General features: G+C 71.7%; 26 protein-coding genes and 2 pseudogenes. 14 read left to right on the plus strand and 14 right to left on the minus strand.

What is annotated here, in order from left to right:
* Positions 1-80 precede the first annotated feature (80 nt).
* The 8 genes from pelF (at position 81) to AB0I06_RS17430 (ending at position 7,927) form a co-directional block, all read left to right on the plus strand.
* Positions 81-1,598, plus strand: a complete 1,518-nt coding sequence (gene pelF / locus AB0I06_RS17395; protein ID WP_363119652.1) for a GT4 family glycosyltransferase PelF — start codon at positions 81-83, stop codon at positions 1,596-1,598.
* Positions 1,595-3,013, plus strand: a complete 1,419-nt coding sequence (locus AB0I06_RS17400) for a hypothetical protein (protein WP_363119653.1) — start codon at positions 1,595-1,597, stop codon at positions 3,011-3,013. Before pelF ends, AB0I06_RS17400 begins: the two co-directional genes overlap by 4 nt.
* Positions 3,014-3,050: 37 nt before the next feature.
* On the plus strand, positions 3,051-4,052 hold the full coding sequence (locus tag AB0I06_RS17405; RefSeq protein ID WP_363119654.1) for a GDP-mannose 4,6-dehydratase: 1,002 nt from the start codon (positions 3,051-3,053) through the stop codon (positions 4,050-4,052).
* A 67-nt stretch (positions 4,053-4,119) separates the two neighbouring features.
* The gene (locus tag AB0I06_RS17410) at positions 4,120-4,833 is read left to right on the plus strand and encodes a sugar phosphate nucleotidyltransferase (protein WP_363119655.1); all 714 of its coding nucleotides are present in this window, start codon (positions 4,120-4,122) and stop codon (positions 4,831-4,833) included.
* Between the two features lie 7 nt (positions 4,834-4,840).
* Complete coding sequence (locus AB0I06_RS17415) at positions 4,841-5,743, plus strand: NAD(P)-dependent oxidoreductase (protein ID WP_363119656.1); 903 nt, start codon at positions 4,841-4,843, stop codon at positions 5,741-5,743.
* A complete protein-coding gene (locus AB0I06_RS17420) occupies positions 5,740-6,402 on the plus strand; it encodes a spherulation-specific family 4 protein (protein ID WP_363119657.1) in 663 nt (220 codons plus the stop codon). The genes AB0I06_RS17415 and AB0I06_RS17420 overlap by 4 nt, the downstream gene beginning before the upstream one ends.
* Positions 6,399-7,208, plus strand: coding sequence for an endo alpha-1,4 polygalactosaminidase (locus AB0I06_RS17425; protein ID WP_363119658.1), 810 nt, complete (start codon positions 6,399-6,401; stop codon positions 7,206-7,208). Before AB0I06_RS17420 ends, AB0I06_RS17425 begins: the two co-directional genes overlap by 4 nt.
* 158 nt (positions 7,209-7,366) lie before the next feature.
* Positions 7,367-7,927, plus strand: a complete 561-nt coding sequence (locus tag AB0I06_RS17430) for a CGNR zinc finger domain-containing protein (RefSeq protein WP_363119659.1) — start codon at positions 7,367-7,369, stop codon at positions 7,925-7,927.
* Between the two features lie 89 nt (positions 7,928-8,016).
* On the opposite strand, the gene AB0I06_RS17435 is transcribed toward AB0I06_RS17430, so the two are convergent.
* The 5 genes and pseudogenes from AB0I06_RS17435 to AB0I06_RS17455 all read right to left on the minus strand — a co-directional run bounded on the left by AB0I06_RS17435 (position 8,017) and on the right by AB0I06_RS17455 (position 11,462).
* A complete protein-coding gene (locus AB0I06_RS17435; protein WP_363119660.1) occupies positions 8,017-8,208 on the minus strand; it encodes a hypothetical protein in 192 nt (63 codons plus the stop codon).
* Positions 8,209-8,336: 128 nt separating this feature from the next.
* Positions 8,337-8,520, minus strand: a pseudogene (locus AB0I06_RS17440) (aldehyde dehydrogenase family protein); the annotation flags it as partial.
* Between the two features lie 159 nt (positions 8,521-8,679).
* Positions 8,680-9,192 (minus strand): peptide-methionine (S)-S-oxide reductase MsrA, encoded by a 513-nt coding sequence (msrA, locus tag AB0I06_RS17445; RefSeq protein WP_363119661.1) that lies wholly within the window; start codon positions 9,190-9,192, stop codon positions 8,680-8,682.
* A gap of 172 nt (positions 9,193-9,364) precedes the next feature.
* Complete coding sequence (locus AB0I06_RS17450) at positions 9,365-10,168, minus strand: MBL fold metallo-hydrolase (protein ID WP_363119662.1); 804 nt, start codon at positions 10,166-10,168, stop codon at positions 9,365-9,367.
* Positions 10,169-10,289: 121 nt separating this feature from the next.
* Positions 10,290-11,462 carry a bifunctional class I SAM-dependent methyltransferase/NUDIX hydrolase gene (locus AB0I06_RS17455; RefSeq protein WP_363119663.1) on the minus strand — a complete coding sequence of 391 codons (1,173 nt, stop codon included), beginning with the start codon at positions 11,460-11,462 and terminating at the stop codon, positions 10,290-10,292.
* A gap of 136 nt (positions 11,463-11,598) precedes the next feature.
* Here AB0I06_RS17455 and AB0I06_RS17460 point away from each other — a divergent pair.
* Positions 11,599-11,757: pseudogene (locus tag AB0I06_RS17460) on the plus strand (TetR family transcriptional regulator); the annotation flags it as partial.
* Positions 11,758-12,082: 325 nt separating this feature from the next.
* Here the strand turns inward: AB0I06_RS17460 and AB0I06_RS17465 are convergent.
* Positions 12,083-12,550, minus strand: coding sequence for an ATP-binding protein (locus tag AB0I06_RS17465; RefSeq protein WP_363119664.1), 468 nt, complete (start codon positions 12,548-12,550; stop codon positions 12,083-12,085).
* A gap of 221 nt (positions 12,551-12,771) precedes the next feature.
* Here AB0I06_RS17465 and AB0I06_RS17470 point away from each other — a divergent pair, with 221 nt between their 5' ends.
* A complete protein-coding gene (locus AB0I06_RS17470) occupies positions 12,772-13,137 on the plus strand; it encodes an STAS domain-containing protein (RefSeq protein WP_363119665.1) in 366 nt (121 codons plus the stop codon).
* Between the two features lie 106 nt (positions 13,138-13,243).
* Here AB0I06_RS17470 and AB0I06_RS17475 read toward each other — a convergent pair whose 3' ends face one another.
* From AB0I06_RS17475 to AB0I06_RS17485, 3 genes are all read right to left on the minus strand, one after another.
* Positions 13,244-14,131, minus strand: a complete 888-nt coding sequence (locus tag AB0I06_RS17475; RefSeq protein ID WP_363119666.1) for an alpha/beta hydrolase — start codon at positions 14,129-14,131, stop codon at positions 13,244-13,246.
* A gap of 133 nt (positions 14,132-14,264) precedes the next feature.
* A complete protein-coding gene (rph, locus tag AB0I06_RS17480) occupies positions 14,265-16,862 on the minus strand; it encodes a rifamycin-inactivating phosphotransferase (RefSeq protein WP_363119667.1) in 2,598 nt (865 codons plus the stop codon).
* 374 nt (positions 16,863-17,236) lie between these two features.
* Positions 17,237-18,088, minus strand: coding sequence for a helix-turn-helix domain-containing protein (locus AB0I06_RS17485; protein ID WP_363119669.1), 852 nt, complete (start codon positions 18,086-18,088; stop codon positions 17,237-17,239).
* Between the two features lie 110 nt (positions 18,089-18,198).
* On the opposite strand from AB0I06_RS17485, the gene AB0I06_RS17490 reads away from it, so the two are divergent.
* Both AB0I06_RS17490 and AB0I06_RS17495 read left to right on the plus strand, forming a co-directional pair.
* Positions 18,199-19,635, plus strand: coding sequence for an amidase (locus AB0I06_RS17490; RefSeq protein WP_363119670.1), 1,437 nt, complete (start codon positions 18,199-18,201; stop codon positions 19,633-19,635).
* Positions 19,636-19,747: 112 nt separating this feature from the next.
* The gene (locus tag AB0I06_RS17495) at positions 19,748-19,978 is read left to right on the plus strand and encodes a hypothetical protein (RefSeq protein WP_363119672.1); all 231 of its coding nucleotides are present in this window, start codon (positions 19,748-19,750) and stop codon (positions 19,976-19,978) included.
* 21 nt (positions 19,979-19,999) lie between these two features.
* Here the strand turns inward: AB0I06_RS17495 and AB0I06_RS17500 are convergent, their stop codons facing one another.
* Positions 20,000-20,293 (minus strand): hypothetical protein, encoded by a 294-nt coding sequence (locus tag AB0I06_RS17500; protein WP_363119674.1) that lies wholly within the window; start codon positions 20,291-20,293, stop codon positions 20,000-20,002.
* 91 nt (positions 20,294-20,384) lie between these two features.
* Between AB0I06_RS17500 and AB0I06_RS17505 the strand changes: the two genes are divergently transcribed.
* Entirely contained in the window at positions 20,385-21,191 is an 807-nt protein-coding gene (locus AB0I06_RS17505; protein WP_363119675.1) for a leucine-rich repeat domain-containing protein, read from the plus strand.
* Here the strand turns inward: AB0I06_RS17505 and AB0I06_RS17510 are convergent.
* From AB0I06_RS17510 to AB0I06_RS17520, 3 genes are all read right to left on the minus strand, one after another.
* Positions 21,152-21,874, minus strand: a complete 723-nt coding sequence (locus AB0I06_RS17510; protein WP_363119676.1) for a hypothetical protein — start codon at positions 21,872-21,874, stop codon at positions 21,152-21,154. The two genes, AB0I06_RS17505 and AB0I06_RS17510, sit on opposite strands and share 40 nt — an antisense overlap.
* Positions 21,875-21,924: 50 nt before the next feature.
* Entirely contained in the window at positions 21,925-23,052 is a 1,128-nt protein-coding gene (locus AB0I06_RS17515; RefSeq protein ID WP_363119677.1) for a DNA alkylation repair protein, read from the minus strand.
* Positions 23,053-23,184: 132 nt separating this feature from the next.
* Positions 23,185-23,481, minus strand: coding sequence for a hypothetical protein (locus tag AB0I06_RS17520; RefSeq protein ID WP_363119678.1), 297 nt, complete (start codon positions 23,479-23,481; stop codon positions 23,185-23,187).
* A gap of 130 nt (positions 23,482-23,611) precedes the next feature.
* Here AB0I06_RS17520 and AB0I06_RS17525 point away from each other — a divergent pair, with 130 nt between their 5' ends.
* Positions 23,612-24,010, plus strand: a complete 399-nt coding sequence (locus AB0I06_RS17525) for a nuclear transport factor 2 family protein (RefSeq protein WP_363119679.1) — start codon at positions 23,612-23,614, stop codon at positions 24,008-24,010.
* 93 nt (positions 24,011-24,103) lie between these two features.
* Here AB0I06_RS17525 and AB0I06_RS17530 read toward each other — a convergent pair whose 3' ends face one another.
* Positions 24,104-24,757, minus strand: coding sequence for a TetR/AcrR family transcriptional regulator C-terminal ligand-binding domain-containing protein (locus tag AB0I06_RS17530; RefSeq protein ID WP_363119680.1), 654 nt, complete (start codon positions 24,755-24,757; stop codon positions 24,104-24,106).
* Between the last annotated feature and the right edge of the window lie 123 nt (positions 24,758-24,880).

Below are 24,880 nucleotides of genomic sequence, written 5' to 3' on the forward strand. Positions count from 1 at the left end.
CCGACCGACGGTCCGGGCCGCCCCCCTGGCGGCCCGGACCGGCCCGAACCACCCCACACCTCGGCCGTGGAGCACACACGATGCCCGTTCCCCAGGGCGCGCGCCGTACCGGCGCGACGCGCGTCACCCTGCTCACCGAAGGCACCTACCCGCACAGTCATGGCGGCGTCAGCGTCTGGTGCGACCAGCTCGTCCAGGGCATGCCCGACCTCGCCTTCGACGTCATCGCCGTCACAGGCACCGGACGCGAGCCGGTCGTCTGGGAGCTGCCCGCGCACGTCTCGAGCGTGCTGTCCGTCCCGATGTGGGGCACCCCGCCCGAGGGCCGTCCGCCCCGTGGGCGGTCCCGGGGCCAACTCGCCGCCGCCTACGAACGGTTCCTGACCGCCCTGCTCGACCCGCGCGCCGAGGACGGGTTCTCTCCCGCCCTGTACGCGCTGGCACGGGCCGCGTCGGACGGGACGCTGAGCCCCTTCCTGCGCGAAGACCGGGCGATCTCGATCCTCACCGCGCTGTGGAACCGGCCCGGTCTCGCCGTGCGCGAGGCGCGGCCCACCCTGCACGACGCGCTCACCGCGACCGCGCTGCTGGAGCACGCCCTGCGCCCGCTGGCCGCGCCGCTGCCCGAGGGCGGGGTCGCGCACGCGGTCAGCGGCGGGGTCGCCGTCCTGCCGGGCCTCGCCGCCCTCGAACGGCACGGTGTCCCGCTGCTGCTGACCGAGCACGGGGTCTATCTGCGTGAGCGCTACCTCGGCTACCGCACCGCGCCCTACCGCTGGCCTGTGAAGGCCGTGATCCTCGGCTTCTTCCGGCTGCTGGCGCAGGAAAGCTACCGCCGTGCTGCCTTGATCACGCCGGGCAACCGCTACAACCGGCTGTGGGAGGAGGAGGGCGGTGCCGATCCGGAGTCGATCCGCACGGTCTACAACGGCGTGGACCCCGCCGCGTTCCCCGCGGCCGGCCCCGAACCGGACGCGCCCACCCTCAGCTGGGCGGGCCGCGTGGACCCCATCAAGGATCTGGAGACCCTCATCAGGGCCTTCGCCCTCGTCCGCGACCGGCTCCCGCACGCGCGGCTGCGGTTGTTCGGCGGGACACCGCGGGGCGGCGAGGCCTACCGCGAGCGCTGCGAGGCCCTGGCCGCCGAACTGGGACACGCCGACGCCGTCACCTTCGAAGGGCGCGTCGACGACATCAAGGACGCCTACGCCGCCGGAAACGTCGTGATGCTCTCCAGCATCAGCGAAGGCTTCCCCTTCACCCTGATCGAGGCCATGTCCTGCGGACGGGCGACCGTCTCCACCGACGTGGGCGGTGTACGCGAGGCCGTCGGCGACACCGGGCTCGTGGTGCCGCCGCGCGATCCGGCCGCCATGGCCACGGCCGCGCTGGAGCTGCTGGGGGATCCCGAGCGGCGCAGGGCGATGGGCGAGGCGGCCCGGCTGCGGGTCATCGAGCAGTTCACCCTCAGACAGACCATTGACACGTTTCGATCCGTCTATCTGGAACTGGCTCACCCGAACCAGGAGTTGACGGTCATGCCGACGGTCGGAACGGCCATGCCGGCCGTCCAGGGCAGCGGAAGTCTCGCCCTGTGAGCGGGCCGATGTCTCTCGAACCCGGGGGCTCCGAACAGGACACCCTGGCCATCCGGCTGGCGGACACCCGCCCGCCGCGCCGCCGGCCGCGCTGGGCCCTCGACGACACCACGCTCGCCATCCGGCTGCCCCGGCGCGGCCCCGACGAGGAGGCGGTCAGCGAACTCGCCGCCGAACTCGCCGACCGCATAGGCCCCGCCGTCCACCCCTACGAGGTGGCCGCACTCCTGGAGGCGGAAGGCCTGTCCGCGTCCCTGATCAACGAACGGTACGGCCACCCGAACCTGTTCTCCCTCGCCTCCGCCCTGTACGAACGGGTGCCGCGCACCTTCCCCGAACCCGCCCCGGCGGCCGACCCCTGGCGCCCCGACACCCTGCGCTGTCTGCTGCGGGGCGTGCTGTTCGCCCTGCCGGGGCTCGCCTACCTGCTGACCGCGCCGCTGTGGAACGCCGGCGGGCACGCGCCCGCCCTGATCGTGGCCGGGCTGGCCTCGTGGGCCTGGGGGCAGGCACTCGGCCACCGCGCGCACCTGCGGATGGCGACCGGACGCCGGGAGGCGGGCCGCACCCTGTTGGCCGGCGCGCCCGTGGGAGCGGTGGTGGCCACGGCGGTCGCCGCGCTGCCCGCGCACGGCGGGCCGGTGACCCTGGTGGCGGCCGCGCAGTCCGCGTACCTGGCGGCCGCCGGGGTCCTGCTGGTGCTGGGCCGCGAGCGACTGCTGCTGGCCGCGCTCAGCCCGTTGCCGGCGGGTGCCGCCGTCCTGCCCTGGTGGGAACCCGGCCCGGCGATCCGCGCCGCCCTGCCCCTGCTGGCGCTGCTCGCCACGCTCGCCGTCACCGGCTGGGTCCTGCGCGGGGCCCTCGCCGTCCCGGCCGTCACCGGCGCCACCCGTCCGCGCCTGCTGTGGTCATTGCCGTACGGCCTGTTCGGGCTGGCCGCCGGGGTGCTGGTGCTGCTGGAGGGGCGGGACGAGCCGTACGCGGTGATCGTGCTGACGCTGAGCATGGGGCCCGCGGAATGGCTGCTGTACCGCTATCGCGGACTGTCGGTGGCCGCGCTGCGCGCCACCGCCACACCCGCCGGGTTCCTGCTGCGCTCGGCCGGCATCCTCGGCCTCTGCCTGCTCGCCTATCTCGCACCGCTGCTGCCCGCGGCCCTGCTCACCGGTGCCGACCCGGCCGCCCTGCTGCTGCTCGCGGCCGTCCTGTGGACCGCGCTGCTGTTGCAGGCGTTCGGTGCGGCCTGGCCGTCGGCCGGGATCTGTCTCGCGGCGGCCGGCGGGGCCGGTGCGGTCGTCCTGTTCCAGCTGCCACCGGGCACCGCTCTGGCATTGCCGTTCGCCTGCGGCGCCGCCGCCCTGTCTCTGGTGGCGTGCGCGCTGTGGCTGCTCGGCCGGCCCGCCCCTCATGCCTGACCCGCTCACCTCGCACCTCGTCGAAGGGATCACTTCGTTGACCTCCGCACCGCTCGCCGCCGTCACCGGAGCCGAGGGCTTCATCGGCTCGCACCTCACCGAGGCACTGGTCGCCTCCGGGCACCGTGTGCGGGCCATGGCCCAGTACAATTCCTTCTCCTCCTACGGCTGGCTTGAGACCCTGCACCCGGACGTCCTGGACCAGGTGGAGATCGTCCTCGGCGACGTCCGGGACCCCGGATCCGTGCGCGGCCTCCTCGAAGGCGCCGACACCGCCTACCACTTGGCCGCCCTCATCGCGATCCCGTACTCCTACCAGGCACCGCACAGCTACGTGGACACCAACGTCACCGGCACCCTCAACATGCTGGAGGCCGTGCGTGCCCTGGGCACGCCCCGGCTGGTGCACACCTCCACCAGCGAGACGTACGGCACCGCGCAGACCGTCCCCATCACCGAGGACCACCCCATCAACACCCAGTCCCCGTACGCCGCTTCGAAGGCGGGCGGCGACCGGCTGGCCGACAGCTATCACGCCAGTTTCGACACGCCGGTCGTCACGCTGCGGCCCTTCAACACCTTCGGGCCGCGCCAGTCGATGCGGGCGGTGATCCCCACCGTCATCGGGCAGGTCGCGGCGGGAGAACGCACCATCACCCTCGGCGACCTGCGGCCCACCCGTGACTTCACCTTCGTCAAGGACACCGCGCAGGCCTTCCTCGCCGTCGGCACCGCGCCCGCCGAACGGGTCGTGGGCCGCACCTTCAACGCCGGTACCGGCGGGGAGATCTCGGTCGGCGACCTGGTCGCGCTGATCGGCAAGGTCATGGACACCGCACTCGACGTCCGGGAGGACACCGCCCGCATCCGCCCCGCCAACTCAGAGGTGATGCGATTGGTGGCGGACGCGAGCCGGCTCGCCGCCGCCACCGGCTGGCAACCCGCCCACAGCCTGGAGGAAGGCCTGGCGCACACCGTGGAGTTCTTCCGCGACCCGGCCAACCTCGCCCGCTACAAGACCGGCATCTACAACATCTGACCCGCACAGCGCATCTCGTCCGTCCCGTCCGCGCACGTCCACGAAGCGTTCACGAAGGAGGAGCCCCATGCACGCAGTGATCCTGGCGGGAGGCAAGGGCGTCCGGCTGCGGCCCTACACCACCGCGCTGCCCAAGCCGCTCGTGCCCATCGGCGACCAGCACGCGATCCTGGAGATCGTGCTGCGCCAGCTCTCGGCGGCCGGCTTCACCAGCTGCACCATCGCCATCGGCCACCTCGGCGAGATCATCCGCGCCTACGTCGGCGACGGGTCCCAGTGGGGCCTGGCCGTCGACTACGCCACCGAGGAGAACCCGCTGGGCACCATGGGCCCCCTGCTCAACCTGCGCGACCGCCTGCCCGAGACCTTCCTGGTGATGAACGGCGACGTCCTCACCGACCTCGACTACGCCGACGTCCTGCGCCGGCACCGTGCGTCCGGCGCCCCGCTGACCATCGCCACCTACGCCCGCAAGGTGCACATCGACTTCGGGGTGCTGACCACCGACGCGAGCAAGGTCGTCGCGTTCACCGAGAAGCCCAGCATGGACTACCGCGTCTCCATGGGCGTCTACGGTCTGTCCCGCGCCACGCTCGACGGCTACACGCCCGGACTGCCGCTCGGCTTCGACGAGTTGGTCCTCGACCTGCTCAGGAGCGACAACCAGCCGCATGCCTACGACTTCGACGGGTACTGGCTGGACATCGGCCGTCCGGACGACTACGACCGGGCCAACGCCGAGTTCACCACCCGCAAGTCGCTGCTGCTCAAGGGAGCCTGAGCACGTCATGCGCATCCTCGTCCTGGGCTACACCGGCTATCTCGGCGCGCACGTCGCCGGGCGACTGCGCGCCCTGCCGGGCGCGCAGGTCCTCGGCGGCGGCCGGTCACCGGCCGCCGACCTCGAGGTCGATCTGGCCTGCGTCCGCCCGGAGCAGTTGGCCAAGGCCCTCACGTCCGCCGCGCCCGACGTGGTCGTCAACTGCGCGGGCGCGACCGGCGGCGATGCCGTCACCCTCGCCGAGGTCAACGCCCGCGGCACGGCGGTACTGTGCGCGGCACTGCGCGAGGCGGCCCCCGCGGCCCGCCTGGTGCATCTGGGCTCGGCCGCCGAGTACGGCCCCGGCGCGCCGGGCGCCCCCGTGACGGAGTCGGCGGCCACCCGCCCGGTCGGTCCCTACGGTGCCACCAAGCTCGCCGGCACGATCGCGGTCACCGCCTCGGGGCTGGACGCGGTGGTGCTGCGGGTGGGCAATCCGGTGGGCCCCGGAGCGCCGGCCACCGGGCTGCCCGGCCGGATCGCCGGACTGCTGCGCGAGGCGGGCCGCGCCCCGGAGGCGGTGCTGCGACTCGGTGACCTGTCCGCCTACCGCGACTTCGTCGACGTGCGCGACGTGGCGCGGGCGGCGGTGCTCGCGGCCACGGCCCCGGACCCGCTGCCTCCCGTGCTCAACATCGGCGCGGGCCGGGCCGTACCGGTGCGCGACCTGGTGCGGGGTCTGGCCGACCTGGCCGGGTTCCGCGGCCGGATCGAGGAGGCCACGGCGGGCTCGGCCGGTTCGGCCCGTTCCGCGCAGGTGTCGTGGCAGTGTTCGGACATCACCGCCGCCGAACAGGCCCTGGGCTGGACCCCGTTGCACTCCCTAGACGACGCGCTGGCCACACTGTGGGAAGGCGGCCGTACACCGTGAACCTGCTGATTCCGCTGTACGTCCATCCGGCCGAGGACCCGGGTGCCTGGCACCGGCTGATCACCGCCGCGCCCCGCACCTACGGTGTCGTCCTCAACCCGGCGAGCGGCCCTGGCGCGGCCCCCGACCCGGCGTTCACCGCCGCGGCCGGTGCGCTGCGGGCCGCCGGGGCGCGTCTGCTGGGCTATGTCGACACCGACTACGGGGTGCGCGATCCGGCCGACATCACCGAGGACGTGCGCCGGCACCGGGAGTGGTACGCGGCGGACGGCTGCTTCCTCGACCGGGTGACGGCGACCGCCGACGGGCTGCCGGGCTGTCGGCGGCTGGTGCGCGCACTGCGGCGCCTGGGGGCGGGGACGGTCGTCCTCAACCCCGGCGTCCATCCGGCCCCGGGGTACGCCCGGCTCGCCGACCTGACCGTCACCTTCGAGGGCGCCTGGTCGACGTACGTCTCCGCCTTCAGCCGGCCGGCGTGGACCGCGCGGCTGCCACCCGAACGGCTGTGCCACCTCGTCTACGGGGTGCCCGAGGCGCTCGTTCCCCTCGCCGTGCGCACCGCTCACGAGCGCGGGGCGGCGGTCTGCGGCCCGGTGACGGGTGAACCACCCAACCCGTGGGCACAGTTGACGCCTGCCCTCACGGGGGCGGAGCGGTGAGGAGGAGCGCTCTCGTCCGCGCCGTCCTGGCGGTCGTGCTCACGGCGGCGGCGCTGGCGGGCTGCTCCGGCGGTGTGGAGCGACCCGCCACTCCCCGACCGTCCGGGGCCGTGTGGAAACCCCGCCCGGGGCTGGCCTGGCAATGGCAACTCGACGGCAGGGTCGACCCGTCGGCCGACGTGCCCGTCTACGACATCGACGGCTTCGAGAACACCGCGGCCGACGTGGCCCGGCTGCACCGTGCCGGCAGGAAGGTCATCTGTTACGTCAACGTCGGCGCGTGGGAGGACTTCCGGCCGGACCGGGACGCCTTCCCGCGCACGGTGCTCGGCGAGCCCAACGGCTGGGCGGGGGAACGCTGGCTGGACATCCGGCGGTTGTCGGTCCTGCGGCCGATCATGGAGCGCCGCTTCGACATGTGCCGCGAGAAGGGTTTCGACGCGGTGGAGCCGGACCTGATGGAGGGCTACGGCAACGACACCGGTTTCCCGCTCACCGCCCGCGACCAGCTCCGGTACAACCGCATGATCGCGACCATCGCCCACGACCGGGGGCTGTCGGTGGGCCTGAAGAACGACCTCCCGCAGATTCCGCAGTTGGTGGCCCACTTCGACTTCGCGGTCAACGAGGAGTGCGCCCAGTACGACGAGTGCGGCGAGCTCTCCCCCTTCGTCGCGGCCGGCAAGGCGGTGTTCCACGTGGAGTACGCGGAACCGCGGAGCCGTTTCTGCGCCGAGTCACGGAGGCTGAGGCTGTCGTCGATGGTGAAGAAACCGGACCTCGGGGTGTGGCGGAGACCGTGCTGACCTGACGCGCCCTTTCGTTCGACTCCGTGTCCACCTTCCGGCTGAGCCTGTTCGTCCCGAGGACCCCACCGAGCCCGCCTCGTGACGCCGGTCGCCGCCACCCCGGCCCGTGCCGCTCCTCCTTGCCCCGCACTGGAGTCACCTGTCAGGATGGTGATGTGAATCCTGACCATGTCTTCGTCTGCGGGCACCCGGCCCTGGACTTCGCGGCCACGCTGCGCGCCCGGCGCTCGGCACGGTTCGAGATGTTCGCGACGCCGGAGCGGCTGAACGCCTGGTATCTGGAGTCCGGGCTCGTGGACACGATCACCCCCGGCCAGGAAGACGACGTCCGGGAGGCGATCACCGTGCGCGAGGTGATCTACCGGCTCGTCTCGAACCGTCGCCTCGGGGAGGATTTCGACCGTGAGGCGCTCGCGGTGCTGAACGCCGCGGCACGCAGGACGCCGGCGACACCGCAGCTCACCCTGAGCGGCCGGCACACCGACGCGACCCCGGAACAGGCCCTGGCCACCGTGGCCCGGCAGGCCGTCGAGCTGCTCAGCGGCCCGGACGTCCCCCTGCTGAAGGAGTGCGGGAACCCGGAGTGCACACGCGTCTACATCGACCGCTCGCGCGGGATGCGGCGGCAGTGGTGCGGCATGGAATCGTGTGGCAACAAGATCAAGGCCGCGGCGTATCGCGCACGGAAGAAGACCTCCCCCGCCGCGTCGCACTGACCGGTCGACCGGACGGGCCGCAATACCCCGCTCTTCCGCCCAGTTGCCCTTGACCACGTTCCCGGCCGGCGTGCGGGTGGGACTCGGGTCTACAGCCCCAGGTCGAGCGCGAGGCACGAGTAGTACTTCCACGCACCCTCGGGCTGATAGGCGTTTCCCCCGGCACCCGGCGTGGCCTCCACCTCTTCGGCCATGTCCTCGAAGCGGACACGCTCGGGAAGCTTGCCGAACCGTGCCCGCCGTGCGGCCGTGGCGGGGTCCCTCGACACGTTCTCGCCCATGACCGGTCTCCACTCGGGATCATGCTGCTACCTCGGACGACATCAGCATGCCCTCCGTCGCGTCACCTGTCAAACCGGTGACGCCGCCTTGTGGCCCAGCCAGACGGTGATGGTCTTGTGCTCGGATTCCGATCCGCGGGCAGGACGCCGATCACCCCCTCGGGCAGCCCCACCCGCCCCCAGCAGCTCCGCGAGTAAGCCCATGCTCAGCGAGTTATCCGGGACATTTGAGGACGACGGAGTTCCCCGCGAGCAGAGCCGGGATGATCTTCGCGGATGCCGAGGAGAACGCGGAGAGTTCCAGGGAATGAGCTCCGGGGCGCTGGGCTCCACCCAGGAGCCGCCGATGAAAAGCCGGTCATGAGTGATCATGCAGGCGTGCACACGGCGTTCAGAGTCGACCGGCGAAGGGGCCCCGGGACGACGTGTGGCCGGGAAGGGCATCGCCCTTCCCGGCCACGTCGGCGTTCTTCACTGACCGCGCTTGGGCAACCGCCAGTTCGGGCGCGGGAAGTGGCAGGTGTAACCCTCCGGGTAGCGCTGAAGGTAGTCCTGATGCTCCGGCTCGGCCTCCCAGAACGCACCGGCCGGCACGACCTCGGTGACCACGCGGCCCGGCCACAGCCCGGACGCCTCGACATCGGCGATGGTCTCCTCCGCGACGCGCCGCTGCTCCTCATCGAGGTAGAAGATCGCGGAGCGGTAGCTCAGGCCGATGTCGTTGCCCTGGCGGTTCTTCGTGGTGGGGTCGTGGATCTGGAAGAAGTACTCCAGGATCGCGCGGTAGTCGGTCGCCGTCGGATCAAACACGATCTCGATCGACTCCGCGTGCTTTCCGTGGTCACGGTAGGTGGCATGGGGCTTGTCGTCGTCCCCGCTGTAACCGACCCGGGTGCGAAGCACTCCGGGCAGCGACCTGATCAGCTCCTGCATGCCCCAGAAGCAGCCGCCCGCCAGCAGCGCCCTCTCCTCGACATCACTCATGACCCTTCACCTTTCTCGTCCGTATCCGTCCACGCGAGTCCAGCCTCGCACACCGATCCGGCCCACAGTCACCATTTTGACAGGTGACGAACTTGCCCGACAATTCCGTCACCAGTCAGAGCGGTGATGTTGAGGGAGAAGGGCGGCAGCCACTGCCACCTCCAACCCACCGTCAGCGGGTGATGAACGGCTCGGTCAGGTGTGGGGTCGCCAGGTGGAGCGTGTCGGCGGGCCGGCCCTGGAGGAGCTGCTCCCTTGACGCCCTTGCCTGCCCAGGGTCCATCTCGAGAGCGTAGGCGAGTCCGGGGTGGAGCAGCTGGATCGCGTGCACGAGCAGGTCACCGGTGACGGCGACCAGTTCACGCCCGGACGAGACGAGCACGCTCTGGTGTCCGGGTGTGTGACCGGGCGTGGCGAGCACGCGCTCGCCGCTGCGCAGCGGGGTGTCGCCGTCGAGCAGCCGTAGCAGACCGGCCTTGTGGAGCGGGTCGATCACGGTGGACCGCAGCTGCGGGTTGATCTCCTCGATCGCGTCGAGTTCGGCCTGCTGCAACAGGTAGGTGGCGTTCGGGAAGAACGGCCGCGACCGCTCGCCGCCGACGACGGCCCAGCCCACGTGGTCGGTGTGGAGGTGCGTGAGCACCACGGTGTCCACTTCGGACGGTTCGATACCCGCGGCGGCCAAGGACGCCGGGAGCGCCCCGGGCACAGGGGCCCACGAGGCCGCCGGGCCGTCGGCTGGGCCGATCCCCGCGTCGACCAGCGTCACACCCTGGTCGCTGCGGATCGCGAACGCGCGGAACTGGAGCCGCCAGCGCCCCTCGGCGTCGAGCGCTCCGGGATCGAACCGGTCGGCCGCCGCCCACTGTTCGGTGGTGGCGTCGGGGAACGCCGCCGACCTGGAGGAGAAGAAGGGGCCCACGCCGTCGGCGAGCGCGATGACGGTGTACGGACCGACCTGAAGCGAAGGGGACATCCCACAGATGGTGTCACCGGAGGACGGCCGACGACCAGGCGGGTCGTCGCCGGGGACCGCTCCGGGTCGTGGGCGCCTTGTTCGACCGGCAGGGCATGGGCAGCGGTCGCGTCGGCGTTCCTCACGACTCGGCGAAGGGGGTGAAGGCGGCGGGAGGATGGTCGATGGGCAGGTCGGGGCGCCAGGCCGTGAGGATCTGGGCGCTGCATTCGAACAGGCCCGGCGGCAGCGCGTCCAGCGGCCACCACCCCCAGTCACCGACCCGCTCGTCCGGCTGGTCGGCGGGCTCTCCGCGCCACCGCGTGACGAGCGCGCCGAACGTGATGCGGACGACGCCGCCGACCTGGTCCAGGAGCATGCCCAGCAGGCGCACGTCGGCGGGGTCCGCGTGCAGGCCGGTCTCCTCGGCCAGTTCGCGCACGACCGTCTCCTCCAGCGACTCGCCCGGCTCCACCGTGCCGCCGGGCAGTTCGAGGGTCCCGCGCCGGTGGCGGCCGAGCAGCAGACCACGCGGTCCCACCAGCACCGCGCCGACCCCGGCCGCCGCGTGTGCGACGGGCGGCTGGGCAGTACGGGGACGAGAGGTGATCCGGGCCGGCCTGCTGACCCGGAAGAGCCGATAGGAGGCCTGGTTGCCCTCCTCGGGCGCGTCCAGCACGGTCACGTCCTCGGTGCGCAGCCCGTACTGCGCGAGCAGGCCCGTCCACAGCCGGGTGGTGAGCACCCACATGTGCCCGGTCAGTTCGCCGCCGCCGGCCAGACGCAGGATCTCCGGGCGGGCCTTCACCTCCGAAGAGGGGCCGTTCCCGGACGAGTTGGTGTGCAGCACGGTGAAGTACAGCCGTCCGCCGGGCTTGAGGGCCGCCGCCAGTGCGGGCAGCAGTCGGTGCGGGTCGATGAAGTGGACGGCGGACAGGGAGTAGATCACGTCGTACGGCGCCGAGGCGCGCAGATGCCCGACGGCGTCGGCCTGGATCAAGCGCAGGCCCGGCAGGTCGCCGTAGCGTGCCCGGGCACGCTCGATCTGAGTCGGCGAGAGGTCGACGGCGTCCACGGCGGCGTGATGGGTACGGGCCAGGTGGGCGGCGTGCCGGCCGGGTCCGCAGCCCAGGTCGAGCACGCGCAGACCCGTCAGGTCGCCGAGGACGGCATCCCCCGGCCCTGTTCCCGCCGGGCCCCAGGCGATCTCGTCCACCTCGGGCAGCGGCGTGGCCCGGTCGAGGTGGTGCGCCCCGTAGGTGTGCCACATCGCGGCGTTGACCCGCTCTGCACCGGCTGTGTCGGCTGTCGTCATGGCGTCCCCTCCCCGGGCCGCCCGTCACCGGGCCGCCTCGTCACGTCGGCCTGCTCGCCCGGGGCGAAGTCCTGTCCTCCGGCTCGCTGCATCGGTTCATGTCCGCGCTCACACCATCGAGGTCGCCGAAGTGACCATCGCTGAAAACCGCACCTGGCCCGTCGACCTCCCCCGCATGCTGTCCGACGACTCCGTCCGGGAGCACCGCGACGCCTCCGTCCGCGAAGTCGCCGCCTTCCTGCAACGCGCCACGGACGAAAGGCTGTCGCGCCCCGACCTCCCCAAGGGGTGGGCAGACCGGGTCTCACAGGCGATCGGGCCCGTCGAGTCGGAGACCTACCCCTACAGCCTCACCCTCGAGAGGGTCGGCCCGCCCGGACGCGTGCAGCTCGACTACTGCGGGGACACCGCCGGCATCGAGGTCGCTTACCGCTACTCGGGACCGGCGGCGCTTGAGGTCATGGAACGGGCCTACCGCATTGCCCGCGTCGTCGAAGCGGAGAGCGGCCTCACCGGCCACGACTTCGAGGTGGACCAGCCCACCCTGACCGGCACCCCGGTCAAGGCCGCGGCCCGGCTGAGCGGCGTCTCCGATTGGGCCCACCACCACCTGGGCTGATTCACGCGCAGAAGTCCGTCGACGGCCCGACGGCTTCGTCCTGGCCGCCCGGAACCCCGCCCCGAGGGCCGCCGGGGCCGTCGGATAGCGCGATGCGGGCGGTGATGCGCTTGCCCACCGGCTCCTGCCGCACCTCGAAGTCCTCGACCACGGCCTTCACGATCTCCAGGCCGTGCTGGCCGATCCTGCTGGGGTCGGCGGCCCGGGCCGTGGGCACCGTCGGGTCGCTGTCCCACACGATCACTTCCACGGCGCGGGCCGTGATGCACAGCTCCAGCAGGACGGGGCCGGGAGCGTACTTGCGTGTGTTGGTGACCAGCTCACTGACTACCAGCTGGGTGAGGTCCCGCGCTCGGGCGGAAACGGGCACGTGATGATCGTCACTAGCCCGGTCGAGGAAGGCGGCGGCGTGATGGCGAGCGTCCGCGATGCAGCTGTCCTCCCCGCCCAGCGCGTATGTGACACGCATCAGGTGCTCCCCCGGTGCTGTACAGCCGTCACCGTCGACATCAGCTCCCACTGGCCTCGCCCTCACTCCCCGTTCACGCGCGCCGGTACCCCGTTTCGCTGCCCTGCATGCCGCAAGGGTGTTGTTCGGCACAGCCACTCGGGTGCATCCGGCCGGGGCGGTGGGGCAGAATCAGTCGCGCACGTTCTGACCGGGCAAGCCTAAGCACATTCGAGGAGACGGTGACCCAGATCGAGGAAGCGAACCGGCCGGGCCGGCTCCACGCCGAACACCGCATGTCAGGAGACATCCGTGTCGTGACGCTGCGGGGCGAGATCGACCACGACGTCCAGGACGTGCTCAGCGCGGCCCTGCTCGTCGACGACGGGGCGGCGCCGCCGCGGATCGTCGCCGATCTCAGCGGTGTGACCTTCATGGACTCCAGCGGCATCAACGTCTTCGTCACCGCCCACCAGCGGATGAGCGGCGCGGACGGCTGGGTGCGCATCGCCGGCGCCCAGCACTCCGTTCTGCGCGTGTTGCAACTGGTCGGCGTCGACACGCTGATCCCCTGCCACGACACCACCGAGCAGGCCCTGAGCGCCTGACCCGCGGGCTCGGACCGCCGCCCCGCCGCTCCCGCGTGAGCTGCCGGGCGGCGGTCGGGCATGCGGCCGCCGTACCGATCATGCCCTCGAGCCCGTCAAACCTGTTTCACCGGCCGCCGTGCCACCCAGTGCTCCGCCAGAAGCCGAGCAGGGCCGCTGCGAGAGCCCCGGGCGCCTCCTCGGCCATGTGGTGTCCGGAGTCGACCGGGCCCCCTTCGAGCCGTCCCCCCGCCCAGTCGCGCCAGACGTCCAGTACGTCGCCGTAGAGATCGGCCATGTCGTCCCGGGTGGCCCACAGCACCTGGAGAGGCCGGGTGACGCGCCGGCCCGCCCGCTGGTCGGCGTCGTCGTGCTCGCGGTCGACGCCGAGGCCGGCGCGGTAGTCCTCGCACATGGCGTGCACGGTGGCCGGGTCGTGGATCGCGCGCCGGTAGTCCTCGTAGGCATCGGCGCCCATCTGATCGCTGGTGGCGCGGTACCAGGCGTCGGGGTCGGCGTTGATGAGGCGTTCGGCGGGCTTGTCGGTCTGGCCGAGGAAGAACCAGTGCCACCAGCTCGCCGCGAACGTCGCGTCGCAGCGCCGCAGGGCCTCGCCGATCGGCACGGCGTCCAGCACGCTGACGGTGGACACGACCGCCGGATGGTCCAGGGCCAGGCGGGTGGCCACGTACGCGCCCCGGTCGTGCCCGACGACAGCGAACCGCTCATGCCCGAGGCGGCGCATGACCGCCAGGCAGTCACGGGCCATGGCGCGCTTGGAGTACGGACGGTGCTCCGGGTCGGAGGCAGGTTTGTCGGACTGCCCGTAGCCGCGCAGATCGGGGCAGACCACGGTGAGGCCGGCCGCGGCCAGCAGCGGAGCGACGCGGTGCCAGGTGGCGTGCGTCCGTGGATGGCCGTGCAGCAGCAGCACCGCGGGGCCTTCGCCGCCGTGACGCACCCGCAGCCGGACTCCGTCCCCTTCGCATCGCGTCAGCTCGAAACCGTCGAACACGCAGCCTCCCCCGCTTCCGGACGTCGCAGTGCTCGTGCCCCTCGGCCATCCGTTCATGACAGGTCGCTGACGGCCGGTGGGGCGCGGCCCCAGCACTTCGCGCGCCCCACCGGTCGTGGTCATGCCCGGGGGATCAGGGCAGGATCTCGATGTACCCGTCGGTTCCGTGCACGCGGATCCGCTGGCCGTCCTTGATCAGCCGGGTGGCCCGCCCCACGCCCACCACGGCCGGCAGGCCGTACTCCCGGGCGATCACCGCGCCGTGGGTCATCAGGCCGCCGACCTCCGTCACCAGGCCCGCGATCCCTACGAACAGAGGTGACCAACTGGGATCCGTGTAGGCCGTCACCAGAATGTCGCCCGGCTCCAGATCGGCGTCCGCCATGTCCAGGATGACGCGGGCCCGCCCCTCGACGGTCCCGCCGGACACCGCCAGGCCGATCAGGGCACCGGCCGGCACGTCATCGCGCCGGTACGCGCCGTTGAGGGCCTCGCCCTCCGAGGTGAGGACCCGGGGCGGAGTGAGCGCTTGGTACGACCGGAACTCCTCCTTGCGCTGCCGGACGAGTCCGTCGTCCACCTGCTTCGAGCGTACGACGTCGCGGAGTTCGTCGAAGGTGAGGTAGAAGATGTCCTCCCGCTCACGGAGCACACCCGCGTCCACGAGGCGCTCGGCCTCCGCCATGAGGGCCTGCTTGTAGACGAAGTAGCGGCTGATGATGCCGTACTTGGGGTACTCCCGGTATCCGATGAAGGTGCGGACGCGGTCGATCATCTTCTTCGTCTGGTCGGCTTTGCTCTCCCCGTCGGGCAGAGTCCGGAGCCGAGCCAGCACGTCCTGTTCCTTCTCCTGCGCCTTCTTCCGGCCCTGCTCGAAGCGGCGTGCGGCGGCGCCCGGTTCGAAGTTCCTGACGTTGTCGAGGATCGCCGGCACCAGTGTGCCGGGGCGCTCGCTCCAGCGGGGCCTGGTGATGTCGATCTCGCCGGCGCAGCGCATGCCGTACCGGTCGAGATAGGCCTCGATGGCGTCACGCGCCTCGGTCCCGCCCGTGAGCTTCGGCAACTCGTCGAGGAAACCGTCGTCCTCGACGTTCCGCAGGAACGCCACCACCTCCGGATGGGGCCGGATCGCGTCCGCGACGTCGAGCAGCGCCAGGCCCATTTCCGAGGTGATGTTGTCCGGGGCGGACAGCGTGAGCGTGTCGGCCGCGTTCTTCTCGCCCAGCCACTCGTGCAGGTGGTCGTTGAGCCACCATGTGGACTCCATCCCCGCCATGATCGCCTGATAGCTCAACGGGTCGGTGAGGACCCGCTTGTGCTCCTCGAAGGCCTCCAGCAGGAAGTCGAACAGCTCTGGTCCCCTCTTGTTGGCGATGTCGCGCCGCAGGGCGGCGACGGACTCCTCACTGCGTTCGATCAGCCGGGTGACGACCGCCGGGTCGGTCTCGACCGGATCGGACCCGCGACCGGCCGGGCGGCTGGCCGGCTCCGGGTCGGGGAGCGCGGGGAGGAAGCCGTCACGGTCGAGGACGGTCTCCAGGGCGTCCCTGGTCAGCGGGTCGGACCGTCCCACCAGGTCCAGGAGGTTGGCGCGGCTCGTGGGAGAGGACAGCGCGCGCGTCGCGTCGACGAAGAGCCTCCCGCCGGCGTCGCGCATCGGTGCCATGGCCGTCAGCTTCCACAGCGAGAGCCCCAGCGGCCTCATCGCGTCGGTCATCATCTGCTGATGCCCGACGGAGACGTAGACGTGGTTCTCCTCGTCGCCGGGCTCCGGGATGGGGAACAGCGTCGTGATCGGCCGGCTCTGCACGATCCGGAAGGTGTCATCGGCCAGGCACCATTCGATGTCCTGCGGGCTGCCGAAGTGCGCCTCGATCCGGCGCCCGAGCCGCACGAGCCGCAGGGCCTGCGCATCCGTCAGCGCCGGCTGCTCCTGCCGCTGCGAGTCGATCACCACGTCCCGTGTGCCGCCGTCCGGCAAGGCCTCGACGGCACGCTCTTTGGCGGCGATCGTCCGGGCGACGATCTCGCCGTCCCGCACCGTGAAGACGTCCGGGTTCACCAGCCCGGAGACCAGGGCTTCGCCCAGCCCGAAACCGGCGTCCACGGTGGCGACCTTCCGGTTGCCCGTGACGGGATCGGCCGTGAACAGGATGCCGGCCGCCTCCGAGAAGACCATCTGCTGCACGACGACGGCCATGTGGACCGCACGGTGGTCGATGCAGTTGCGCTGACGGTACGTCACCGCCCGCTCGGTGAACAGCGAGGCCCAGCACCGGCTGATGTGCCGGAGGATCGCGTCCCGCCCCATGACGTTCAGATACGTGTCCTGCTGGCCGGCGAACGAGGCCGTCGGCAGGTCCTCGGCTGTCGCACTGGACCGGACGGCGTAGGCGGCTTCCTCGCCGAGCCCGGCGAGCGCGCGGGTGACCGCCGCCGCGACATCGCCCGGGACGGCGATCCCTTCGATGATGCGGCGCATCCGCGCGCTGAGCGTTCGGACCGCCTCCCGGTCGTCTGGCTCCAGGCCCGCCAGTTCCTCGAACTGGTCTTGGATCGACGGAACTCCCGCCATGACCTGCCGGAAGGCTTCCGTCGTCACGACGAAGCCGCCCGGCACGCTGATGCCCTCGATCCGGGACAGCGTGCCCAGGTGCGCACCCTTGCCGCCGACGACCGCGATCTGTGTCTCGTCGGCCTCTCGCAGATCCAGGACGAGTCGCCCGGTCATCGGGACACCTCCCCCGCCGAACCGCTGGTCGGGCAGCTCCTCTTGTCCAACACACGCACCTCAAGTCCCCGTTTCCGCAGGTTGTGGCTCAGGGCGATGATTCTGCGCCGTCACGGGGGCCTTGCCGCAAGCCCCCCGATGCGCTATACCTTGGGAGAGGCAAGGAGAGGGCTCCTTGCCTTTTGTTGTGTGCCGAGTCCTCGGTCGTGTGCCGGAGCCTGGTTCGTCGTGTGCCGGAGCCCTTCAAGGTGCCACGTCCTGCTTGGGGTGCCGGATCCTGCTTGGGGGCCGGATCGTCCGCTGGAACGGCACACGTTCCCTGAGACATGACCGCCACTTTCGCGATCGCTCATGACGTCCGATACGCCCGGGCGTCACGCGCCGGTGAGGTAGGCGGGGGCGGCCCATGCGATGCCGTCGACCGCGAGCCACGGCGCGCCGGCGACGGCCGTGGGCGTCGCGCCCGCGAAGGCCCTGACATCGCGATGGAGATGCGACTGGTCGGCGTAACCGGACTCCGCGGCCACCTGTGCCGCGCTCTGTCCGGCGGCCAGACGGTGGGCCGCGTCGTCGAAACGGACCAGCTGGGCGGCGCGTTTGGGGTTGAGTCCGATCTGGGAGCGGAACCGCGACCACAACCGCTTACGGCTCCACCCGGTCTCGGCGGCCAGGTGCTCGATCCGGATCCGTCCCCGGTGTGCGACGAGCAGCCGCCAGGCGCGGGCCACCTCCGGGTCCGCCCGCCGCCCCTCCGCACAGCGCCGGGCGAGCGCGGCCTCGGCGAGCGTGAACCGGTCGTGCCATGACCCCGCGAGCCGCAGCCTCTCCCGGGTGCGTTCGGCCTCGGGTCCCCACAGGTCGCGCAGCGGGACGACCGCTCGCCCCAGGTCCTCGGACGCGCCCAGCACGGCGTACGCCATCAACGGCGAAAGTCGCAGCTGCAAACACTCGATTCCGTGCCCGCGGCCGTGGACGCCGGTGGTTGCCAGCCCGACGACGACGCCGCCCTCGTGCCGCCCTCCCCCTTCGTCCTCGACGGTGAGGGGGCGGTCGCCGAGGTCCACCGCCACCGTGACGGCCGGGTACGGCACCACCCTCAGGTCGAGGGGGTCAGCGGTACGGGCGCGGAACCCGGCCATGCTCAGGCCGTGCAGCGCGGGGGGCCGCATCGGAGTGGCGATGTCCCACACCGCGGCAGCGTCGGGTGCCTGTTCGGCGGATCGCATACGGCCAGGGTACGCACACGCCCCGCGCGACATTCGTCCAAGACCCCGGTCCGCGGCAGCGGTGACGCTGACGGTCACGGCACTGTCCCGAACCGAAAGGACCACTTGTGATGCCCTCGCCGATCGACCCCCGTACCACGGCCGTCGCGCTCGCCTCGGCCATCCGCCGCAAGGAGGTGAGCCCGGTCGAAGTGGCCGACTGCTATCTGCGCCGCATGGACGAACTCGACCCCGGGCTCAACGCGTTCTGCCACCGTGCCGACGACGACGTCCGCAAGGCCGCGGCCGAAGCCGCCGACGCCGTCGCACGCGCCGCCTCACCCGATGACCTCCCGCCGTTCCTCGGTGTCCCGCTGCCGGTCAAGGACCTCATGGACGTGGCCGGTTGGCCCACCACCTACGGCTCCGCCGGCACCGACCGGACTCCGGTCGCGGCGTCCGACCCGGTCGTACGGCGGTTCGTGGACGCCGGGTTCGTGCTGCTCGGCAAGACCACCACCTCCGAGTTCGGGTCGCTGCCCTTCACCGAGAGCGAAGCCTTGGGCATTTCGCGCAACCCCTGGGACCCGCGACGCACCCCCGGCGGTTCCTCCAGTGGCGCGGGTGTGGCCGTCGCCGCCGGGATGGCGCCCCTCGCGCACGCCGAGGACGGCGGCGGGTCGATACGGATCCCCGCCTCGTGCAACGGCCTCGTCGGACTCAAGCCCACCCGCGGCCTCGTCAGCCAGGCGACCGTCCTCGTGGAGGGCCTCGCCACCAGCGGTGTGCTCACCCGCTCCGTGACGGACACCGCGGCCTTGCTCGACGTGCTCGCCCGTCACGACCCGGCCGCGTGGTGGTCACCACCGGCCCGGCGCGAGTCCTTCGTGGCCGCGACGGCGACGGAGGCGCCGGCCGGGCTTCGTGTCGGGGTGCTCACCGACACGCCCCTCGACGGCATCGGCGTGGACCCGGCCTGCCTCACGGCCGTGCGTCTCACGCTCGACGCACTCGAAGCGGCCGGCCACCACATCGTCGACACCCGCCTTACGCTGCCCTCGACGGACGAGCTGGTCGGGGCGTTCACCACGCTGTGGAACATCGGCGGCGCGGGAGTCCCGCTGGCCGATCCGGACCGTGTCGAGCCGCACAACCGCGCTCTGCGGGAGGCGGCGCGATCGATCGATTCCTGGGACTACGCGCAAGCGGTGCTGAAGGCTCAGCGGTTGTCGCGGAGAGTCGTCGAAGGCTTCGTGGCCGGCTTCGACCTGCTGGTCACTCCCACGATGGCGTGTCTGCCGCCGCCGATCGGCGCCTGGCGGGCTGGTACCGAGGAGGATCCGTCGGCCGCGCTGCGCAACAGCTACCCCATGGGCGTGTTCACCTCGCTGTTCAACGTGACCGGCCAACCGGCGATCTCCCTCCCCGTCCACCATGACCTCGCCACCGGCCTCCCGGTCGGCGTCCAGATCGTGGCCGCGCCCTGGCGTGAGGACCTTCTGCTTCAGGTGGCGCGTCTGATCGAGCGGGCACTCCCCTGGTCCGATCGCCGCCCGCCCGTCGACTGACCGGGTACGACGGCGCCTGCCCGGCCCGGCCGACTGGCAGGACAGGGCAGGCGTTCGCGGGGTTCGGCCGTTCGGCGGAGACCGATCTCCTCGTCCCGGTAGCCTCACGCCCATGGACCAACTGCCCGCGAGTGTGGACCGCGACATCCTGGCGCACCGGAGCATCGCCGCGATCGCGACGATCCGCGAGACCTGGGGCTGCACGGTTCACCAGGCCGTCGACGCCTATGTGCAGCGCTACGAGCAACTTCGAAGCGACCGCCCGGGTGACTTCGGGCCGGGCTCGGAAGCGGACGACGGACCGCGGTCGGCACGCGTGGCGGGCGATGCCCCGAACCCGTAGGCGCAGTCGGGATCGTGGGCCTCAGGCGTTGGCGTGACGGCGCCAGGCCGTCCTGCGCGGAGCGGCATGGTGCACGGGCTCCTGCGAACTGCGAGCCTGCTGGCGCCACAGCCACAGTGACGTCATGCCCAGCAGAGCGGCGAAGACCGTGAGCAGCACCACGGAGACCCACATCTGCCGGCTCCCGGGACTGTCCCACCCCGCCGACGTGGCCGTAGCGGCCCACAAGACGGCGCCCCCGGCGTAGAAGGTGCGCATCCTGCGCAGTTGCCGCAGGGCTCGTACGGATTCAGCGTGATCGTTTTCCGAGGCCATGCCGACGCAGGTACCCCCGATCCGCGTCCCCTATCAAGCTTCGGCACATCCCTCCGAGCGGGAACTCCGGGGCGTCCGTATCTTGGCGTCCATGACAGCCGAGGGAGAGCCGCGGCTCTTTGTGAACCGCTGGGGCGACACGTCCGATCCGGCGCATGCTTCAGGCGGACCCCGGAGGGCGGACGGATGTTCGTGCTTCGACCAGTCCAGGCCGCACCCGCGGGCCCGGGTCGGTTTCCACGCCGAACGGCAGGACACCTCGGCGCCGGGCTGGCAGCGGCTCCTGGAGCTCGTCGAGGAGGCCGCCGCCGACGGACGCGAGGAGTTCCGCCCTCTGACCGAGCTGAGCCCCGAACACCGACGGCAGATCATCACCTTGCCGCCGAGCATCGCCAAGCTGACCGCGGTCAGGCACCTTGTGCTCTACGGCAGCAACCTGGTCCGGCTCCCGCCCGAGATCGGGGCCATGACCGGCCTGGAGGAGTTCACTCCTTACACCTCCTACCGGTTGCACTGGTTCCCGTACGAGATCACTCGGTGCCGGAAGCTGAGCCGTAGCACGGTGAGCACCCGGGCCCTGTTCGGCAACCACAAGCTGCGACCGCCTTTTCCGCGGCTTCAGCCCTCCCCGGGCGCCGGGACGGACATCGACCTGCGTGATCTGGATCCCCGGCGCTGGGGCACCACGGCCGTCGACGAGTGCGGTGTCTGCGCCCATCCGGTCCCGCCCGGCGGACTGCACCAAGTGTGGCTCTCACGGCGCGTGGCCACCGACGTGCTCCCGCTCCTCGTGAACGCCTGCTCGCAGCGGTGTGTGGCCGAACTGCCCGAGGGCGCCGAGGGGCATCTCCCGGCTCCTCACCGGGGAGGCCGCGTCGACCGGTCGGCCTCCGACTGATCCCTGTGGTGTTCGAGGAGGTAGGGGTCGTCGAGACGGATGTCGTCGGTGCGGGTGCGTGCGTCGGTGAGGAGCCAGTCAAGCAGTTCGGGCGAGGCGCGGTACTCGTCGTAGAAGCCCATGCGAAGGTCGGTGATCTCGTACTCGACCATCACGTCGTCGATGAGATCGGCCAGTTGGGCGTCGGCGGCCGGGGTGCGGATGGCGGTCCAGGTGTCGAGCCACGGGCGCAGCGTGCCGGTGGCGACCGTGACGAGGCTGAGGACCTTCCTGATGGAGACGGGGCCGGGGTGAATGTGCAGCGTGGTGCGCCACCACGCGGACCAGACCTCGCCGAGAGCCCGGGTCAGGGGTTCGTTCCATGTGGTCCACTGCGCTTGGACCAGCCGTGAGGCGACGAGGTCTTCGTCGACGTGGAGCCGGTCGGTGACGACGGCGCGGATGATGCGTGGCGTGAGGCGGCGGTAAAGACGCGGGAAGTCGTCCCAGTGGTCGGGCACCTCCGCCGCGACGGCGGACACCAGATCGTCGGATATCAGGCCGAGCGGTCCGGAGAGTTCGAGCAGGTCCTGATCTGCGTAGCAGTAGGTGCATCCGCTGACGGGGAAGGGCTCTTCCGAGGCGAAGGCGCGGTCCAGGGCGTCGAGCGCCGTGATGAGCTGCCGCTCTTGGTGACTGGGCATGCGACCTGCCGGGGGACTCCGTCCGGGCGACCGGCGAAGATCGCAGGTTATCAGCTCGGTCCCGGGCCTGATGGTGCGGTGCCGTCGGTCAGTTCGAAGTCGGCGCGGGCGGTCTCCACTCCGTTGATCTGCAGGGAGATCGCGTGTCGTCCGGGGTAGTAGCGGCGGGTCGTGATCGGGCGGAAGGAGTGCTCCCGCGTCACCTGCGTCTGCTCGCCGGGGGCGAGGGTGCGGGTGGTGAGTTTGAAGGTCTTGCCGGTCTGGCCGCCGTTGGCCTTGCGGTGGTGCACGATGTAGTCGATCGAGAGGCGCGCCGGGGCGTCACCGGTGTTGTGGATCGAAGCGGTGAAACGGACGCTGCCGCCGAACGGGACGCTGTCGCGGTCCAGATGAGGTCCGTCGACGTGGAGCGCCGCCGGGGCGAAGCCGAGCAGTTCCAGTGCGGCGGGGTGGCCGCGCTTGACGAGGGTGCGCAGTGCATGACGCACGAGGCGTTCCGTGGCGGTGCCCGGGTCGTTCAGCCAGCGGCGGGCGGTGGTGACGACGAGGTCGGGGTGGTCGCGGCTGAGGTCGTTGAGGTGGTTGGCGACCGAGCGGCGCACATCGTCGCTCTCGTCCCGGTAGAGGGCGTCCAGGAGCGGCACGGTTGCTCCCGGCCGGTCCAGGAGGTCCGGCACCCGCACCGCCCAGGGGAGGTAGGGGCGGGTGCCCTCGGAGGCGAGCCTGCGGACGTCGGCGTCGGCCGAGCCGGTCCAGCCGCTGATGATGCCGAGGGCCCGGTCGAGGTCGTGCCGCAGCAGCGTCCTGATGGCGAACTCCGAGGTGAGACGCCCGGTGAGGTCGGCCAGCAGCGTCATCGCGTCGTCGAACGCGGCGACGCCGCCGTCCTGGACCGCGCGGGTCGCGAGAGCGCTGGTGACCGGCCAGATGAGCCATCCCGTGAAGTGCGGGGCGTCCCGTGCCGAGCGAACGGCCCGGGCCAGTGTCGCGTAGTCGCCGGGGAGGTCGGTGAGCAGCGCATCCCTCAGCAGGTCGGCTCGTTCCCTGAGGGACAGCGGAGCGAGCTGCCGCGGAGCCGCGCGCAGTGACTTCAGGTCGGCGTCCGGAACGGCGGTCCGCACGGCGTCGATGAGGTGCTGGACGGTGTCGTGGCCGAGGAGTTCGTCGGCGGTGGGCATGCGGCTTCTTCCGTGTGGTGGGCGGTGTGGCTCGGTGGTGATCGGTCCGGGTGAGCCGGTGGGCACGCGGTTCGCGTTCCGGAAACAGGACGTGCGGTCGGGCGGCGGATGTCGCGTCCGTGTCCGGGCCGGTCAGGGGCTGTCCCCGCAGTGGTAGAAGCGGCAGGTCACTCCCGGGCCCGGCGCCCGTGGTCCGTCGGTGCGGGGCTCGTACAGCGCGCGACCGCCGGGGAACTGCCCGAGTTCGGTGGGCAGGGCGGCCCCGCCGGCCATCTCGTCCGGCGTCCAGCCCGTGACGTCCAGCAGCAGTCCGTCCAGCGGGCCGCCGACGAGGTGGGCGTACGTCTGGCCCGGGCGGGGGCCCGGGTCGGGGTCGTCGTGGTCATGGCCGTACACCCGGCCGCGCAGCAGCTGCTCATCGCCGTTCATGGGGCCAGCCTTCCACCCACCACCGACAACGGGGGTCCGCCGAGGGCCCGAGGGGTGGTCCGGGCGCCGTGCTACCGCGTGCCGCTCGCCGAAATCGCGGTCCGCGCAGGCGTCGCCGCATGATGAAGGCATGACCGACCGAGACGATTTCCTGGTGTGGGTCGAGACCGCCCTCTACGAGGCCGAGCTGGCGCTGCACAACGGCGACGCGGCTCCCCGCCGGGCCCTCTGGTCGCGCAACGAGCCCGTGAGTGTCCTGGGGGCGTGGCGCAACGCCCACGGGCGACAGCAGATCGACCAGCTCTTCACCGCCCTGGCCAGGAGCTTCTCCGACTGCACGTCGTACGTGTTCGAACTACAGGCGTTCGACGTGTCGGGAGACATGGCCTACACGGCCGGCCTGGAGCACACCTCGGTCTCCATCGACGGGGAACGGCGCGGCTACACGCTGCGGGTCACTCAGGTGTACCGCCGTGAGGACGGTGGGTGGAAGGTGGCCCATCGGCACGGCGACACCGTGGCCGAGTAGGCGGAGGGGCGGACGCGCCGTTGCGCTTCCCGGGCTGCGGGGGCTGCCACCGCGCCGCGACCGGCCGTGCTGCGACCACCGTCGCGGGCAGCGTCAATGCCGCGCTGTGCGCTCCCCGCCATCGGTCCGCCCGGGAGGCGGGCTGATGCCGTCGATGAGGTGCGAGACCAGGGCGACGACGAACTCGTCGGTCACGGGCTCGTCCGGGATCAGCATCCGGTGGTAGACGGCTCCCCAGAGCTGGTCGACGACGACCTGGACGTCGATGTCCTCGCGGATCTGGCCCTGCTCCTTGGCACGCGACAGCCGCTCCCCCGCCAGCCGTCGGCGTTCTGAGGAGTAGAGGGAGCGGAAGGCGGTCGCCAGGTCCTCGTCGGTCTGGGACTGCCCGATCAGCTCGGTCACCACCCGCCCGGCCGGCGTCGCGGTCATGATGTGCGCGAACGCCCGCAGTTGGCGGGTGAGGTCGGCGCGGATGTCGCCGGTGTCCTCGAAGGCGAGGGTCTCCTCGACGGCGTGGAAGTAGCCGTCCAGGGCGAGGGCGCCTTTGGAGGGCCACCACTTGTACAGGGTCGTCTTGCTGACACCCGACAGGCGGGCCACCCGTTCGAAGGTCAGGTCGGCGATGCCTTCCGTCAGGAGCACCTCGCCGACCACGCGGAAGACATCCGCGCGGACCTCGTCGGCCGGGCGGCGCCCGCGCCCGCGGGCCGGGCGTTCGGCGGCTCCCTCGGCCTGCTTGGTCACGATGTCTCTCCCTCGTGTGGTCCCGGTCGGATCAGTCTAGGAAGCCGGGTGATCGCCATGCGGTCCGGGCACCGGCTCGGCCGGGGGGCCGAAGGACCTCGGCGGGCGTCGTCGGTTCCTCGA

The organism is Streptomyces sp. NPDC050674 (genome assembly GCF_040654575.1).
GTDB lineage: Bacteria > Actinomycetota > Actinomycetes > Streptomycetales > Streptomycetaceae > Streptomyces.

Excerpts from the sequence above, each read along its gene's own strand:
- pelF (WP_363119652.1), top strand. The coding sequence starts at position 81 with ATGCCCGTTCCCCAGGGCGCGCGCCGTACCGGCGCGACGCGCGTCACC.
- AB0I06_RS17410 (WP_363119655.1), top strand. The coding sequence starts at position 4,120 with ATGCACGCAGTGATCCTGGCGGGAGGCAAGGGCGTCCGGCTGCGGCCC.
- AB0I06_RS17415 (WP_363119656.1), top strand. The coding sequence starts at position 4,841 with ATGCGCATCCTCGTCCTGGGCTACACCGGCTATCTCGGCGCGCACGTC.
- AB0I06_RS17435 (WP_363119660.1), bottom strand. The coding sequence starts at position 8,208 with ATGGGCGAGAACGTGTCGAGGGACCCCGCCACGGCCGCACGGCGGGCA.
- msrA (WP_363119661.1), bottom strand. The coding sequence starts at position 9,192 with ATGAGTGATGTCGAGGAGAGGGCGCTGCTGGCGGGCGGCTGCTTCTGG.
- AB0I06_RS17450 (WP_363119662.1), bottom strand. The coding sequence starts at position 10,168 with ATGTCCCCTTCGCTTCAGGTCGGTCCGTACACCGTCATCGCGCTCGCC.
- AB0I06_RS17455 (WP_363119663.1), bottom strand. The coding sequence starts at position 11,462 with ATGACGACAGCCGACACAGCCGGTGCAGAGCGGGTCAACGCCGCGATG.
- AB0I06_RS17465 (WP_363119664.1), bottom strand. The coding sequence starts at position 12,550 with ATGCGTGTCACATACGCGCTGGGCGGGGAGGACAGCTGCATCGCGGAC.
- rph (WP_363119667.1), bottom strand. The coding sequence starts at position 16,862 with ATGACCGGGCGACTCGTCCTGGATCTGCGAGAGGCCGACGAGACACAG.
- AB0I06_RS17485 (WP_363119669.1), bottom strand. The coding sequence starts at position 18,088 with ATGCGATCCGCCGAACAGGCACCCGACGCTGCCGCGGTGTGGGACATC.
- AB0I06_RS17490 (WP_363119670.1), top strand. The coding sequence starts at position 18,199 with ATGCCCTCGCCGATCGACCCCCGTACCACGGCCGTCGCGCTCGCCTCG.
- AB0I06_RS17495 (WP_363119672.1), top strand. The coding sequence starts at position 19,748 with ATGGACCAACTGCCCGCGAGTGTGGACCGCGACATCCTGGCGCACCGG.
- AB0I06_RS17500 (WP_363119674.1), bottom strand. The coding sequence starts at position 20,293 with ATGGCCTCGGAAAACGATCACGCTGAATCCGTACGAGCCCTGCGGCAA.
- AB0I06_RS17505 (WP_363119675.1), top strand. The coding sequence starts at position 20,385 with ATGACAGCCGAGGGAGAGCCGCGGCTCTTTGTGAACCGCTGGGGCGAC.
- AB0I06_RS17510 (WP_363119676.1), bottom strand. The coding sequence starts at position 21,874 with ATGCCCAGTCACCAAGAGCGGCAGCTCATCACGGCGCTCGACGCCCTG.
- AB0I06_RS17515 (WP_363119677.1), bottom strand. The coding sequence starts at position 23,052 with ATGCCCACCGCCGACGAACTCCTCGGCCACGACACCGTCCAGCACCTC.
- AB0I06_RS17520 (WP_363119678.1), bottom strand. The coding sequence starts at position 23,481 with ATGAACGGCGATGAGCAGCTGCTGCGCGGCCGGGTGTACGGCCATGAC.
- AB0I06_RS17525 (WP_363119679.1), top strand. The coding sequence starts at position 23,612 with ATGACCGACCGAGACGATTTCCTGGTGTGGGTCGAGACCGCCCTCTAC.